This window comes from Sinorhizobium sp. P24N7 (assembly GCF_042436655.1).
Taxonomy (GTDB): Bacteria; Pseudomonadota; Alphaproteobacteria; order Rhizobiales; family Rhizobiaceae; genus Sinorhizobium; species Sinorhizobium meliloti_A.
This window is the reverse complement of record NZ_JBHMIW010000006.1, coordinates 132,748-147,298: the sequence shown is the minus strand read 5'-3', so window position 1 is coordinate 147,298 and position 14,551 is coordinate 132,748. Positions and strand designations below refer to the sequence as shown.

General features: G+C 65.3%; 11 protein-coding genes. 5 read left to right on the top strand and 6 right to left on the bottom strand.

Going from position 1 to position 14,551, the window contains the following annotated elements:
• Positions 1-50: 50 nt before the first annotated feature.
• From ACFHWW_RS12140 to ACFHWW_RS12125, 4 genes are read left to right on the top strand one after another with little or no spacing between them, the layout of a single operon-like run.
• Positions 51-1,451 carry a VOC family protein gene (locus ACFHWW_RS12140; protein WP_100672673.1) on the top strand — a complete coding sequence of 467 codons (1,401 nt, stop codon included), beginning with the start codon at positions 51-53 and terminating at the stop codon, positions 1,449-1,451.
• A 10-nt stretch (positions 1,452-1,461) separates the two neighbouring features.
• The gene (locus ACFHWW_RS12135; RefSeq protein ID WP_379938402.1) at positions 1,462-2,883 is read left to right on the top strand and encodes an FAD-binding oxidoreductase; all 1,422 of its coding nucleotides are present in this window, start codon (positions 1,462-1,464) and stop codon (positions 2,881-2,883) included.
• A 34-nt stretch (positions 2,884-2,917) separates the two neighbouring features.
• Positions 2,918-4,450 carry an aldehyde dehydrogenase family protein gene (locus ACFHWW_RS12130; protein WP_100672671.1) on the top strand — a complete coding sequence of 511 codons (1,533 nt, stop codon included), beginning with the start codon at positions 2,918-2,920 and terminating at the stop codon, positions 4,448-4,450.
• 16 nt (positions 4,451-4,466) lie between these two features.
• Positions 4,467-5,699 carry a pyridoxal phosphate-dependent aminotransferase gene (locus ACFHWW_RS12125; RefSeq protein WP_275597119.1) on the top strand — a complete coding sequence of 411 codons (1,233 nt, stop codon included), beginning with the start codon at positions 4,467-4,469 and terminating at the stop codon, positions 5,697-5,699.
• 73 nt (positions 5,700-5,772) lie between these two features.
• On the opposite strand, the gene ACFHWW_RS12120 is transcribed toward ACFHWW_RS12125, so the two are convergent.
• Positions 5,773-6,321: a cupin domain-containing protein gene (locus tag ACFHWW_RS12120; RefSeq protein ID WP_018098737.1), complete on the bottom strand. Its 549-nt coding sequence runs from the start codon at positions 6,319-6,321 to the stop codon at positions 5,773-5,775.
• A 145-nt stretch (positions 6,322-6,466) separates the two neighbouring features.
• Between ACFHWW_RS12120 and ACFHWW_RS12115 the strand changes: the two genes are divergently transcribed.
• On the top strand, positions 6,467-7,804 hold the full coding sequence (locus tag ACFHWW_RS12115) for an aspartate aminotransferase family protein (RefSeq protein ID WP_127710443.1): 1,338 nt from the start codon (positions 6,467-6,469) through the stop codon (positions 7,802-7,804).
• Between the two features lie 75 nt (positions 7,805-7,879).
• Here ACFHWW_RS12115 and ACFHWW_RS12110 read toward each other — a convergent pair whose 3' ends face one another.
• The 5 genes from ACFHWW_RS12110 to ACFHWW_RS12090 all read right to left on the bottom strand — a co-directional run bounded on the left by ACFHWW_RS12110 (position 7,880) and on the right by ACFHWW_RS12090 (position 14,549).
• Positions 7,880-9,151, bottom strand: a complete 1,272-nt coding sequence (locus ACFHWW_RS12110; protein ID WP_379938399.1) for a glycerate kinase — start codon at positions 9,149-9,151, stop codon at positions 7,880-7,882.
• Between the two features lie 106 nt (positions 9,152-9,257).
• The gene (locus tag ACFHWW_RS12105) at positions 9,258-10,913 is read right to left on the bottom strand and encodes a GMC family oxidoreductase (protein ID WP_379938397.1); all 1,656 of its coding nucleotides are present in this window, start codon (positions 10,911-10,913) and stop codon (positions 9,258-9,260) included.
• 236 nt (positions 10,914-11,149) lie between these two features.
• Positions 11,150-11,923 (bottom strand): 3-ketoacyl-ACP reductase, encoded by a 774-nt coding sequence (locus ACFHWW_RS12100; RefSeq protein ID WP_018098734.1) that lies wholly within the window; start codon positions 11,921-11,923, stop codon positions 11,150-11,152.
• Positions 11,920-13,440: a GMC oxidoreductase gene (locus ACFHWW_RS12095; RefSeq protein ID WP_275597116.1), complete on the bottom strand. Its 1,521-nt coding sequence runs from the start codon at positions 13,438-13,440 to the stop codon at positions 11,920-11,922. Before ACFHWW_RS12095 ends, ACFHWW_RS12100 begins: the two co-directional genes overlap by 4 nt.
• Positions 13,437-14,549: an ABC transporter ATP-binding protein gene (locus ACFHWW_RS12090; protein ID WP_379938394.1), complete on the bottom strand. Its 1,113-nt coding sequence runs from the start codon at positions 14,547-14,549 to the stop codon at positions 13,437-13,439. Before ACFHWW_RS12090 ends, ACFHWW_RS12095 begins: the two co-directional genes overlap by 4 nt.
• Between the last annotated feature and the right edge of the window lie 2 nt (positions 14,550-14,551).

Below are 14,551 nucleotides of genomic sequence, written 5' to 3'. Positions count from 1 at the left end.
CAGAATTAAGAATGACCTTGTCCTTCATCCATAGCGCGAGGCGAGCCCCAGTGAAAGAGAATAGTTTCGTATCCGCCGACGATATCCGCGCGGCCTTTTCCGCTGCGATGTCGTTGATGTACCGCGAAGAAGTACCCGCCTACGGCACGCTGATGGAGCTCGTCGCAAGGGTCAACGGCGAAACGCTCTCGGTCGACGCCACCCTCAAGGAGAGGCTGGAGGCGACGGATTCGCTCGAACGCATTTCCGAGGAGCGTCACGGCGCGATCCGTCTCGGCACGCCGGCGGAGCTTTCGATGATGCGCCGTGTATTTGCCGTGATGGGCATGTATCCGGTCGGCTACTACGATCTGTCGACCGCCGGGGTGCCGGTCCACTCCACGGCCTTCCGGCCGGTTGGAGACGCGGCCCTGAAGCGCAACCCCTTCCGCGTCTTCACCTCGCTTCTGAGGCTCGACCTCATTGCCGACGAGGCCCTTCGCGCCGAGGCGGAGGCGATCCTGAAAGAGCGCCGGATCTTCACATCCGGTGCGGTCGATCTTACCGAAAAGGCCGAGCGCGATGGCGGCCTCGACAAGGCCGATGCCGAGCGTTTCGTCGCCGAAGTGCTCGAGACCTTCCGCTGGCACGACGAGGCGAATGTCGGCGCCGACATGTACGAGCGCCTGCACGATGCGCACCGGCTGATCGCCGACGTGGTCTCCTTCAAGGGGCCGCATATCAACCATCTGACGCCACGTACGCTCGACATCGACCGCGTCCAGGCGCTGATGCCGGAATATGGCATTGCCCCGAAGGCCGTGGTCGAAGGGCCGCCGACACGCAAGTGCCCGGTCCTGCTTCGCCAGACCTCCTTCAAGGCGCTCGAAGAGCCGGTTTCCTTCCGTAGCACCGATGGCGGCTGGAGGACCGGCTCGCATACCGCCCGCTTCGGCGAGATCGAGCAGCGCGGCATCGCCTTGACGCCGAAGGGCCGCGGTCTCTACGACCGGCTGCTCGACGAATCGCGCAAGATCGTACGTCCGGCCGCCGATGGTTCAAACGCCAGAGAATACGAAGCGGCCTTGACCCAGGTCTTCGAGGCCTTCCCCGACAGCTGGGCGGAAATCCGCCAGGCGGGCCTCGGCTATTTCAGCTACTCCCTGACGGAGAAGGGTCGGCGGACGAAGCTGCCGGGCCGGCGCGATCTCAATTCCCTGATCGCCGACGGCCTCATTCGGTTCGATCCGATCGTCTATGAGGACTTCCTTCCCGTCAGCGCCGCCGGTATCTTCCAGTCGAACCTCGGCGACGGTGCGCAGCAGGAATTCGAGGCGAGCCCGAACCAGAAGCGCTTCGAGACCGATCTCGGCGTCGCCGTACTCAACGAATTCGACCACTATGCCGGCATCGAGCAGGCATCGATCGAAGGCTGCCTCAAGGCGCTTACCGCCGCCATGGCAGCGGAGTGATACGCCGGCGATGATTGACGAGCACCATATCGACGCATTGACGAAGCTCCTTGGCGACAAGGGCGTCGTCACGCGTCGGGAGGACATGGAGGCTTACGAGACCGGCGCACGCTACGACCGCGGCCGCGCGGCGGCCGTTCTGCGTCCGGCAACGACGGAAGAGGTCTCGGCCGCCGTCGGTTACTGCGTCCGCAGCGGCATCGGCCTCATCCCCCAGTCGGGCAATACGGGTCTGGTCTCGGGGTCGACGCCGGACGAGTCGGGCAGCGAGGTCGTCGTCAGCCTCGACCGGCTGACCCGCCAGTTTGCGCTCGACGTCGACAATCGCTCCGTGCGCGTCGACGCCGGCCTTCGCCTGTCCGAGCTCAACCGGCGGCTGGAGGAACACGGCCTGTTCTTCCCGATCGATCTCGGCGCCGACCCTCGGATCGGCGGCATGACCGCCACCAATACCGGCGGCTCGCGCTTCCTCAAATATGGCGACGTGCGCCGCAACATGCTGGGTCTGAAAGTGGTCCTCGCCGACGAAGCGGGCACGGTGCTCGACCTCGGCTCGGACCTGCGCAAGAACAATACCGGCATCGACTGGAAGCAGATCTTCATCGGCACCTCGGGCGCCTTCGGCATCGTCACCGAATGCGTGCTCAATCTCGAGCGCCTGCCGAAGCAGACGGCGACCGCCTTCCTGGTGCCGGCGAGCGGCGCGCATGTCCTGCCACTCCTGAAGGCCATGGAAGAGCGGCTCGGCGCCTATCTCTCGGCCTTCGAGGGAATGTCGGGGAACGCGATCGCCGCGGCCTTCGCCCATGTGCCGGCGCTGAAGAACCCCTTCCAGGGCGGCAAGGTCCCCGACTACGTCATCCTTGCCGAAATCTCCCGCACCTCGAGCCCGCGCGAGGGCGAGCAGCCGCTCGACGCGGTTCTCGAAAGCGTGCTCGCGGAGATATGGGAAATAGAAGAGGCGCCGCTTGCCGATGCACTCGTCGGCCCGCCGCACGAGATCTGGGCGTTGCGCCATGCGCTTTCGGAGGGCGTAAAGCACCTCGGCAAGCTGATCGCTTTCGATCTCTCCTTCCGCAGGGGTGACATCATGGCCTTCTGCGACCATATGAAGGCGGAAATGCCGGAAAAATTTTCGGGCGTCACGGTCTGCGATTTCGGCCATATCGGCGACGGCGGCGTTCACTTCAACCTGGTCGTCGCAAAGGATAGTCCGCTACTGGCCGATGCGACCTTTGAGCAGCGTCTGCGCGATTGGGTCTTTGCGGTCGCGGTCGAGCAATATCACGGCAGCTTCAGCGCGGAACATGCGCTCGGCCGCCGCAATCAGGCTTTTTACGATCTCTACACGCCGGAGAAATTGAAGAACATGGCGGCCGGCCTCAAGACGCTCACCTCGCCGGGCAAGCTCGGCAGCGTGCGCTTCGGTTAGGTCATCGCGCCAGCTACAAGACGGGAGTCACCACATGAACATTGCAGCCAAGAAAATCGACGTCGCGAGCGAGGCAGCCGCGCTCCTCGAGAAAATGGGCGTCGCCAAGGACCTCTACACCGGCGGCGACATGCCGTCCTTCAGCCCGGTCACCGGCGAGAAGATCGCCAGTCTCAAGACCGTGTCTGCCGCTGAAGCCGCCAGGAAGATCGAGAAGGCCGACGAGGCTTTCCGCGTCTGGCGTCTCGTGCCGGCGCCGAAGCGCGGCGAGCTCGTCCGGCTGCTCGGCGAGGAACTGCGCGCCTTCAAGGCCGATCTCGGCCGCCTCGTTTCGATCGAAGCCGGCAAGATCCCGTCCGAGGGCCTCGGCGAAGTGCAGGAGATGATCGATATCTGCGATTTCGCCGTCGGCCTTTCCCGCCAGCTCTACGGCCTGACGATCGCCACCGAGCGTCCCGGTCACCGGATGATGGAAACCTGGCACCCGCTCGGTGTCGTCGGCATCATTTCCGCCTTCAACTTCCCCGTCGCGGTCTGGTCGTGGAATGCGGCGCTCGCGCTCGTCTGCGGCGACGCCGTCGTCTGGAAGCCGTCGGAAAAGACGCCGCTTACCGCGCTTGCCTGCCAGGCGATCCTGGAACGCGCCATCGCCCGTTTCGGCGACGCTCCGGAAGGCCTGTCGCAGGTCCTGATCGGCGACCGTGCGATCGGCGAGGCTCTCGTCGACCATCCGAAGGTGCCGCTGGTCTCGGCGACCGGCTCCACCCGCATGGGCCGCGAGGTCGGTCCGCGGCTTGCCAAGCGCTTTGCCCGTGCGATCCTGGAACTCGGCGGCAACAATGCGGGCATCGTCTGCCCGTCCGCCGACCTCGACATGGCGCTGCGCGCCATTGCTTTCGGGGCTATGGGCACCGCCGGCCAGCGCTGCACGACCCTGCGCCGCCTCTTCGTCCATGAAAGCGTCTACGACCAGCTCGTGCCGCGCCTGAAGAAGGCCTATCAGTCGGTCTCCGTCGGCAACCCGCTGGAATCGGCCGCACTCGTCGGGCCGCTCGTCGACAAGGCGGCCTTCGACGGGATGCAGAAGGCGATCGCCGAGGCAAAGAGCCATGGCGGTGCCGTCACCGGCGGCGAGCGCGTCGAGCTCGGCCACGAGAACGGCTATTACGTCAAGCCGGCACTGGTCGAAATGCCGAAGCAGGAAGGCCCGGTTCTCGAAGAAACCTTCGCGCCGATCCTCTACGTCATGAAGTACAGCGACTTCGACGCGGTGCTCGCCGAGCACAATGCGGTTGCGGCCGGGCTTTCCTCCTCGATCTTCACCCGTGACATGCAGGAATCGGAACGTTTCCTCGCAGCCGACGGCTCGGATTGCGGCATCGCCAACGTCAACATCGGTACCTCCGGCGCCGAGATCGGCGGCGCGTTCGGCGGCGAAAAGGAGACCGGCGGCGGCCGCGAATCCGGCTCCGACGCCTGGAAGGCCTATATGCGGCGCGCCACCAACACGGTGAACTATTCGAAGGCTCTGCCGCTGGCGCAGGGCGTCTCTTTCGACATCGAATAATCGAACAGGATCGGCCATGACCATCAATGCAACGGTCAAGGAGGCGGGCTTTCAGCCCGCCTCGCGGATTTCCTCGATCGGCGTTTCGGAAATCCTGAAGATCGGCGCCCGCGCCGCCGCCATGAAGCGCGAAGGCAAGCCGGTGATCATCCTCGGCGCCGGTGAGCCGGATTTCGACACGCCGGAACACGTGAAGCAGGCCGCCTCGGATGCGATCCACCGCGGCGAAACGAAATACACCGCACTCGACGGCACGCCGGAACTGAAGAAGGCGATCCGCGAGAAATTCCAGCGCGAGAACGCGCTGGCCTACGAGCTGGACGAGATCACGGTCGCGACCGGCGCCAAGCAGATCCTCTTCAACGCCATGATGGCGTCGCTCGATGCGGGCGACGAGGTCATCATTCCGACGCCCTATTGGACCTCCTATTCGGACATTGTCCAGATCTGCGAGGGCAAGCCCGTTCTGATCGCCTGCGACGCCTCTTCCGGCTTCCGCCTGACGGCGGAGAAGCTGGAGGCGGCCATCACGCCGCGGACCCGATGGGTGCTCTTGAACTCGCCCTCCAACCCGTCGGGCGCCGCCTACAGTGCGGCCGACTACCGGCCGCTGCTCGAGGTACTTCTGAGGCACCCGCATGTCTGGCTGCTCGTCGACGACATGTATGAGCACATCGTCTATGACGGTTTCCGCTTCGTCACCCCGGCGCAGCTGGAGCCGGGCCTGAAGAACCGCACGCTGACCGTAAACGGCGTTTCGAAGGCTTATGCGATGACCGGCTGGCGGATCGGCTATGCCGGCGGCCCGCGCGAGCTCATCAAGGCGATGGCCGTCGTCCAGAGCCAGGCGACCTCCTGCCCCTCTTCGATAAGCCAGGCGGCTTCGGTCGCGGCGCTGAACGGACCGCAGGACTTTCTGAAAGAACGGACAGCCAGCTTCCAGAGCCGCCGCGATCTCGTGGTCGACGGCCTGAACGCGATCGACGGCCTCGACTGCCGCGTTCCCGAGGGCGCCTTCTACACTTTCTCCGGCTGCGCCGGCGTTCTCGGCAAGGTGACGCCATCGGGCAAGAGGATCGAGACGGATACGGATTTCTGCGCCTATCTTCTGGAAGACGCCCATGTCGCCGTCGTCCCGGGCTCGGCTTTCGGCCTCTCACCCTTTTTCCGCATTTCCTATGCGACTTCGGAGGCGGAGCTGAAAGAGGCGCTCGAACGCATCGCGGCGGCTTGCGAGCGGCTTGCGTAAGAAGGGCGGGAGTCGCCTCAGAAGGCCCCCTCCCCAACCCCTCCCCACAGGTGGGAGGGGCGTTCTCTCCCGGTCAAAACGTCGGCGGCGTACAGGCGCTGATCACTTCGCAGGGCACCGGTCCGATACAGCGAAAGCGGTGCGGCCGCCGGCTTTCGAAATAATAGGCATCGCCCGGCCCGAGGATGCGCCTCTCGTCGTCCACGGTCACTTCCAGCCGGCCTGAAAGCACGATCCCGCCTTCCTCGCCCTCATGCACCAGCGGCACCTTGCCGGTGTCCGCGCCCGGCTGGTAGCACTCCTTCAGGATCTGAAGGCTGCGGCCGAAAAGATTGTCGCCGATCTGGCGATAGGAGATCGGGCCCTTGCCGATCTCCACCAGCTCCTCCGCCGCATAGAAAGCCCTGCGCGGCTTCTCCGGCTCGAAGGAGAAGAACTCCGCAAGGCCGATCGGAATGCCGTCGAGGATACGCTTCAATGCGCCGACCGAGGGGTTCGATGCATTCGATTCGATCAACGAGATGGTGGAGTTGGTAACCCCCGCCCGCTTGGCGAGTTCGCGCTGGGAAAGCTTGTGCCTCAGCCGAACATGCCGCAGGCGGTTGCCGATATCGACGCTCATGGCGAACCCCGGTGTTGACCTTGTTTGAAATAGCGAAATTCTAGCAAACTGACCTATTTAAATACAATGGCTTAGATGGCCCTAGAAAAGGACTTGTTCGGAAATCCAAATCATGGCGTCAATCAGCTAACGACAGGAGGATGCCATGAACGCCCACAATAAGCCCAACGCTCCGGTTCTCGACAGCTACTGGATGCCCTTCACCGCCAACCGTCAGTTCAAGGCGGCCCCCCGGCTGCTTGCCGCCGCTGAGGGCATGCACTACACCAGCGTCGACGGCCGGACGGTTCTCGACGGCACCGCCGGCCTCTGGTGCGTGAATGCCGGGCACGGCCGCCGGCAGATCGCCGCCGCGGTCGAGCGGCAGCTTTCGACCATGGACTTCGCGCCGTCCTTCCAGATGGGACATCCGATCGCCTTCGACTTCGCCGAGCGGCTGGCCGAGATCGCGCCCGGCCCGGCCGGCGCCAAGCTCGACCGGGTGTTCTTCACCGGCTCGGGCTCGGAATCCGTGGACACAGCGCTGAAGATCGCACTTGCCTATCAACGTTCGATCGGCCAAGGCACGCGCACCCGCCTCATCGGCCGCGAACGCGGTTATCACGGCGTCGGCTTCGGCGGCATCTCCGTCGGCGGCATCGTCAACAACCGCCGCGTCTTCCCGCAGCTTCCCGGGTCCGACCATCTGCGCCACACCCATGACCCGGCGAAGAACGCCTTCGTCAAAGGGCAGCCGGAGCATGGGGCCGAGCTTGCCGACGACCTCGAAAGGCTCGTGGCGCTCCACGGCGCCGAGACGATCGCCGCCTGCATCGTCGAGCCCGTCGCCGGCTCGACCGGCGTGCTGATCCCGCCGAAGGGCTATCTCGAGCGGCTGCGCGCGATCTGCGACAAGCACGGCATTCTCCTGATTTTCGACGAGGTGATCACCGGTTTCGGCCGGCTCGGTGCGGCCTTCGCGACCGACTATTTCGGCGTCACGCCGGACATCGTCACCACCGCCAAGGGGCTTACCAACGGCGCGATCCCGATGGGCGCTGTCTTCGCCAGCCGCAAGGTGCACGACGCCCTGATGCACGGCCCGGAAGGCCAGATCGAGCTCTTCCACGGCTATACCTATTCCGGACATCCGGCCGCCTGTGCCGCCGGCATCGCCACGCTCGACATCTATCGAGACGAAGGCCTGATGACGCGCGCCGCCGAAATCGAGGGCGACTGGCACGAGGCGATGCATTCCATGAAAGGCCTGCCGCATGTCATCGACATCCGCACCATCGGCCTCATCGCCGGTATCGAGCTCCAGTCGCGCGACGGCGCGCCCGGCGCTCGCGCCTATGACGTTTTCGTCGATTGCTTCGAGCGGGGCCTGCTGATCCGCGTCACCGGCGACATCATCGCCTTCTCGCCGCCTCTGATCGCGGAGAAGCAGCATTTCGGCGAGATCGTCTCGATCCTTGCCGATGCGTTGAAGCGGGTGAAATAACGGCGCTTGAGATAGTTTAAATGCCCCCTCCCGACGCCTTGGAGGGGGCATTCTCGCATTCATCCAGGGGTCGCTTCAGCGTATCAGGATGGCCCGCAGATCATTGACATTCGTCCCCGTCGGCCCGGGTACGAACAGGTCGCCGCTGGCCGCGAAGGCCGTCCAGGCGTCATGGCGCGCGAGGTGAGCGCGGGGATCGGCGCCTGCCGCCCGCATCCGGCCGACGCTTGCGCCGTCGGCAAAGGCGCCGGCATTGTCCTCGGATCCGTCGATGCCGTCGGTGTCGGCGGCAAGCGCATCGATACCGCCGATGCCGTCGATGTCGAGCGCGAGCGACAGGAGGAATTCGCTGTTGCGTCCGCCCTTCCCGTAACTTTCGCCGGAGATCGTCACCGTCGTCTCGCCGCCGGAAAGCAGCACGACCGGCTTCGAAAAGGGACGGTTGCGCGAGGCCACTTCCCGCGCGAGCGCCGCATGCATACGGCCGATGTCGCGCGCCTCGCCCTCGATCGCATCCGACAGGATCATCGCCTCGATGCCGCTTTCCCGCGCCCGTGCCGCCGCCGCTTCCAGCGAAACGGCCGCCGAGGCGATGACGTGCACTTCGTTGCCGCCGAATGCAGCATCGTCGGGCCGGGGTGCCCGCGCCGCTTCGGAAGCGAGATGCGCCGTCACCCGCTCGGGCAGGGCGATAGCGTATCGCGCGACGATCTCGCGCGCTTCTTCGAGACTGGACCGATCGGCCACCGTCGGGCCGGAGGCGACGAAGGCCGGATTGTCGCCGGGCACGTCGGAGACGACGAGGCTCACGACTCGCGCCAGGGCGGCGGCAAGTGCAAGCCGCCCGCCCTTGATCCGCGAGGCATGCTTGCGCACCACATTCATGGCGGAAATCGGTGCTCCGGAGGCAAGCAGCGCCTTGTTGACGGCGATCTCGTCCTCCAGGGTCAAGCCGCCGGGCGGGGCCGGCAAGAGAGCGGAGCCTCCGCCGGAAATGAGCGCCACCACGAGATCATCCGCCGTCAGTCCCCCGACGGTTTCGAGGAGCGCCGAGGACGCGGCAAGCCCCGCCTCGTCCGGCACCGGGTGAGCCGATTGCAGGACCCTGATCCGCTCGCATTTCTCTATGGGCCCGTGGCGGGCAACGACGGCGCCTGCAAGCGGCCCGTCCCAGAGCCGCTCGAAAGCGGCCGCCATCTGGCTCGCGGCCTTGCCGGCGCCGACCACGATCGTGCGGCCCTTCGGCCGCGCCGGAAGGTGCGCCCGAATGGCGGCTTCAGGATCGGCCGCGGCAACGGCGGCCTCGAAAAGCGATATGAGAAAAGGGCGCGGCTCTATTGACGTCATGGAATCAGACCGAAGTTTCTAGATACGGAGGCACCTTGAACGCCGCCTTCGGCCGCCGCAACGTTTTTCGACCGGCCGCCCAAAACTGCAACGCCCGATCGCTCCTTCAGCGGACCTCCGCGCGCGCCCGCGGGCGCGCGTCGTTACGTTCGTGCTGGAACACGGCCGGGGGCAGCGGCGGCAATCCGCGGATGATGTCGGCCCCCTTTTCGCCCATCATGATCGTCGGGCCGTTGGTGTTGCAGGACGGGACCCGCGGCATCACCGAGCTGTCGCAGACGCGCAGCCCCTCGATCCCGCGAACCCTGAGCTCCAGGTCGACCACCGCCGCCGCGTCGGTCCCCATCCTGCAGGTGCCGACCGGGTGGTGGTCGGTCTTGGCGTTGGCGCAGCCATAGTCGAAGAGCTGCTCCTCGGTGCGCACATCCTTGCCCGGCAAACGTTCGTCGAGGACGAAGGGCTTAAGCGCAGGCTGCTGCATGATTTCCCGCGCGATCTTCAAACCTTCGAGCGACATCTGCCGATCGTGCGGATCCTCCCAGTAGTTCGGATCGATCAGGGGCGCGGCCGCCGGGTCGGCCGAGGAGAGCCGGACGGTGCCGCGCGAGCGCGGGTGCAGATAGGCGGAATTGAGTGTGACCCCGGCATTCTTGAGCCGCGCGACGCCGGCCTCGATGCCCGAACCGAGGCCGAGATGGAACTGGATGTCCGGCGAGCGGGCATTCGGATCGGCGTACCAGAAGCCGCCGGTCTCGAAGAGAGACGAGGCAACCGGGCCGGAGCGGAAGAGCACATATTGCAGCCCGGCCCAGAGCGTGCGGTGCAGCCTGGCGACGCCGTCATAAGTGTGATCGCCGGTGCATTCGGAGATGACGAAGAGATCCAGATGATCCTGGAGATTGCCGCCCACACCGGCGAGATCGTGCCTGACCTCGACGCCGACGGAACGGAGGTGATCGGCCGGGCCGATACCGGACTGCAACAGAAGCTTCGGCGAGCCGACCGCACCCGACGAGACCAGCACCTCGCGATCGGCGCGGATGATCTCGACGCCCCTCTTCGTGGCGACTTCCACCCCGACGGCGCGCCTGCCCTCGAGCACGATGCGCGCGACGCGGGCACCGGTGCGCACCGTCAGATTCGGGCGATCCCTGATCGGCGAGAGATAGGCGAGCGAGGCGGAGGACCGGCGGCGGTTGCGCTGCGTCAGCTGATAGAAGCCGACGCCCGCCTGCTGTTTGCCATTGAAGTCGTGGTTGTAGGGAATGCCGAGTTCCTGCCCGGCGCGGATATAGGCGTCGCAGATCGGCAGCGCCGAAACCGGCATGGAAACGCCGAGCGGGCCACCATAGGAATGATAGTCGTCGGCGAAGCGCTGATTGTCCTCGGCGCGCTTGAAATAGGGAAGCACGCTGCGATAGTCCCAGCCGGCGCAGCCCTCCTCACTCGCCCAGAGGTCGTAATCGGCCGCATTGCCGCGGGTATAGAGCTGCGCATTGATGGAAGAACCGCCGCCGATCACCTTGGCCTGGGTATAGCGCAGCACCCTGCCCTTCATGTGCTTCTGCGGCACCGTGTGCCAGCCCCAACTGGCGACCCCCTTCGTCATCTTGGCGAAGCCGGCCGGCATGTGGAACAGCGGATTCCAGTCGCCGCCGCCGGCTTCGAGCAGCAGCACCCTGACGTCCGGATCCTCGCTCAGACGATTGGCAAGCACGCAGCCGGCCGGACCGGCCCCGGTGATGATGTAGTCGTAGGTCATTCACATGTCCTCAATGTCACGCGCTTCGGGCGCGGTATCAGCTGTCTCGCCATGCCCCTCATCCGCCTGCCGGCACCTTCTCCCCGCAGGCGGGGAGAAGGGACTCGCGGTGGCCGCATTCGCAACCATGACCGCCGGCGTTTCGGTGGGCACGTCCCCTCTCCCCGCACGCGGGGAGAGGGTTAGGGTGAGGGGCAAATCTCGACGACCGGGTGACGGGAACGCCCGCACACAATTCACAAGCGCCCGATCGACAATCCCCCATCCGCCTGGATCACCGAGCCCGTGGCGAAACCGAACTGCCCGCCGGCAAGCCCGGCGACGATATTGCCGATATCCTCGGGTTCGCCCCAGCGCCGCATCGGCACCAGGCCACTTGCGATCAGCCCGTCGTATTTGCCGGAAACCGCAGCCGTCATGTCCGAGCGGACGATGCCGGGACGGACTTCGAAGACCGCGATGCCGGTCTCGGCGAGCCTCAGCGCCAGGCCCTGGCTGAAGGCCGCAAGGCCTGCCTTGCTCATGCAATAGTCGAGCCGCTCGGGCGACGTCATCGCCGCCGAGACCGAGGTGATGTTGATGATTGAGCGCCGCGCTTGAATCTCGCTCGCGAGCATCGCCTTCAGCACGGCCTGCGTGAAAAACACCGTGCCGCGCAGATTGACGCCGACGATCGTGTCGAAATTCTCCGGCTTCAGATCGAGAAAATCGCCGCGCACGATGGAGGCGATGCCGGCATTGTTGACAAGGCAGTCGATCCGGCCGAATTCCGCGACGGCCGCGTCGACGGTCGTCTGATGGCTCGAAAGGTCGGCCAGATCGGCGCGCAGGAAGATCACCCGGGCGCCGAGCCCGTTGAGTTCGGCGATTACGGGAGCGACACCCTCCGCATCGCCAATGCCGGTGATGGCGATGTCGAAACCGGTCGCCGCGAGCGCCCGGGCGATCCCTAGCCCGATGCCGCGGCGGCCGCCGGTGACGATCGCGACGGGGCGTGCCTTATCGGTCATGACCGCAGATCCTGTTTTACGATATGATCGGCGACACGCAGCGCCTGGGCGGCGACGGTCAGCGCCGGATTGACGGCGGCGGAGGTCGGCAGGAAGCCGGCATCGACGACGAAGAGATTCGGATGATCGAAGGCGCGGCAATAAACGTCGAGCGGCGCCTGGCCGGGATCATTGCCGATCCGGACCGTGCCGCACTGATGCGAAGGCGTCCGCTTGTCGAAGGCCCGCGCGAGCACGACCGGGAAGCCGGCTTTCTTCAGCACCGCCTTCAGCTTGGCGACGAGATCGAGATGGGCCTGCCAGTTGGTGCGCACCCATTTCAGCACGACGCGCTCGCCGTCGACCATGACGCGGCTCTCCGGTGACGGCAGGTCCTCGCTCATGGCGTAGAAGTCGATACCGCGGGCGGACATCCGGTTCAGCAGCCATTCCGGCATGGCCGGCATGTTCGCCTTCAGGATCGCGCCGGAGATGCGGCCGAGAAGCTGGATATTGCCGAGCGGTGGCCCACCCGCACCGTCGGAGAGATAGAAATCGTTGAGGCCGAAGGTCTTCTGATAGACCGAATCGTTGCGGTACCAGGGGCTGAGCGCGATGACGGCGCTTGAATTATGGTTCATGAAATTGCGGCCGACCTGATCGGACCGGTTGGCAAGCCCGGTCGGGTTGCTGTCGTCGGCAGAGCGCAGGAGCAGTACGGCCGACTGCACCGCGCCGGCGCAGAGAATGACGAGCTTCGGCGAAAGACGGTGCTCCGCCCCGTCCTTGGCGTAGAGCACGGCTTCGATCGCCTTTCCGCCCGGCCCGGTTGCGAGCCGCGTCACCCGCGAGCCGGTCTGCAGCCGCACATTCGGAAATTTAAGCGCCGCCGCCAGCGCCGCCGTTTCGGCATCCATCTTGCCGTCGGATGAGTTCGGATGCGCGTCCCACGGCGTCTTGCCCTTGGCGAGCCAGCGCTCGATATCGACGCCGAGCGGCAGCGAATAGGGATGGAGGCCGATCTCGGCCAGGCGCTCACGGACCATGGCGATCGCAGGCTCGTCCGGCACCGGGCCATGGGGATAGCCGCTCGAATGAGCGGGTTCCGTCGGGTCCTCGCCCAATTTGCCTCGCACTTGGTAAAGCTGCTCTGCCTTGGAATACCACGGCTCGAGCTCCTCATAGGAAAAGGGCCAGGCGGGGGAGACGCCGTCCCGGTGCTGCATTTCCTCGAAATCCTCACGGCGGTAGCGGGTCAGCACCGCGCCGTAGAACTTCGAATTGCCGCCGACATTGTAGTAGTTGCCGGGATTGAAGCCGGGGCCGCCCGCCTCGTACCAGGTCTCCTTCGGGCGGAAATGGCCGCGCTGGAAGATCGCCCGCTGGTCGCGATTGACCGGCAGGTCCTCGATATGTGAGCCCGCTTCGAGGATCAGGATCTCGGCGCCCGAGGCGGCGAGGCCTGCAGCGACGGTTGCGCCGCCGACCCCCGATCCGATGATGACGATATCCGGCTGGCTCTCCATCGTCTTCCTCATGCAATCCGCTTTTCGCTTTGCGGGTCGAAGAAGACGGCCTTGTCGAGATTGAAGGCCAGCCGTGACGTCTGTCCCGGCGCAATGCGCGCATCGGCCCTGAGCCTTGCGACGATTTCCTTGCCGCCGAGCCTCGTGACGGCAAAGGTATCGGAGCCGGCCGGCTCGACCACCTCGATCAGGCATTCGCCTTCGGCGACGAATTGAGCATTGCGATCCGCCCCGTCCGGATCGGTGAGCGCTTCCGGACGGATGCCGAAGACCACCTCCCTGCCGGCATAGGCGGAGAGCGCGCCGTTTTGCGGCACGGCTAGTCTCAGGGGTTCGGCATTCGGCCGCTCCAGCGTCACCGAGACTTGAGAGCCTGCGGTTTCTATCTGCGCTTTGAGCAGGTTCATCGCAGGCGATCCCATGAAATCGGCGACGAACATATTGGCGGGGTTGTTGTAGATCTCCGCCGGCGATCCGAATTGCTGCAGGACGCCATCCTTCAGGACGGCGATCTTGGTCGCGAGCGTCATCGCCTCGATCTGGTCGTGCGTCACATAGACGATGGTCGTCTTCATGCGGTGATGCAGCCGCTTGATCTCGGTGCGCATATCGACGCGCAGCTTCGCGTCGAGGTTCGAGAGCGGCTCGTCGAAGAGGAAGACCTGGGGATTGCGCACCAGCGCCCGGCCCATGGCGACGCGCTGGCGCTGGCCGCCGGAAAGCTGGCTCGGCTTGCGGTCGAGCAGATGGCCGATCTGCAGCATGTCGGCCACCTGCTTGATCGCCTTCTCGCGTTCCTCCTTCGGCACGCCGCGGATCTCCATGCCGAAGGCGATGTTCCCGGCCACCGTCATGTTCGGATAGAGCGCATAGGACTGGAATACCATGGCGATGTCGCGCTTCGACGGGTGCAGCCCCGAAACCGAGCGGCCGTTGATGGCGATGTCGCCCGAGGTGATCGGCTCCAGGCCGGCGATCGTGTTCAGAAGCGTCGACTTGCCGCAACCGGAGGGGCCCACGAGCACGAGGAAGCCGCCTTCTTCGATCTCCAGGTTGATGTCCTTCAAGATCTCGAGAGCGCCGTAGGATTTGCGCAGGTTGGTGATCTTCAGAAACGACATGG

Coding starts and splice junctions, on each gene's coding strand:
- ACFHWW_RS12135 (WP_379938402.1), top strand. CDS start 1,462: ATGATTGACGAGCACCATATCGACGCATTGACGAAGCTCCTTGGCGAC.
- ACFHWW_RS12130 (WP_100672671.1), top strand. CDS start 2,918: ATGAACATTGCAGCCAAGAAAATCGACGTCGCGAGCGAGGCAGCCGCG.
- ACFHWW_RS12125 (WP_275597119.1), top strand. CDS start 4,467: ATGACCATCAATGCAACGGTCAAGGAGGCGGGCTTTCAGCCCGCCTCG.
- ACFHWW_RS12120 (WP_018098737.1), bottom strand. CDS start 6,321: ATGAGCGTCGATATCGGCAACCGCCTGCGGCATGTTCGGCTGAGGCAC.
- ACFHWW_RS12115 (WP_127710443.1), top strand. CDS start 6,467: ATGAACGCCCACAATAAGCCCAACGCTCCGGTTCTCGACAGCTACTGG.
- ACFHWW_RS12110 (WP_379938399.1), bottom strand. CDS start 9,151: ATGACGTCAATAGAGCCGCGCCCTTTTCTCATATCGCTTTTCGAGGCC.
- ACFHWW_RS12105 (WP_379938397.1), bottom strand. CDS start 10,913: ATGACCTACGACTACATCATCACCGGGGCCGGTCCGGCCGGCTGCGTG.
- ACFHWW_RS12100 (WP_018098734.1), bottom strand. CDS start 11,923: ATGACCGATAAGGCACGCCCCGTCGCGATCGTCACCGGCGGCCGCCGC.
- ACFHWW_RS12095 (WP_275597116.1), bottom strand. CDS start 13,440: ATGAGGAAGACGATGGAGAGCCAGCCGGATATCGTCATCATCGGATCG.
- ACFHWW_RS12090 (WP_379938394.1), bottom strand. CDS start 14,549: ATGTCGTTTCTGAAGATCACCAACCTGCGCAAATCCTACGGCGCTCTC.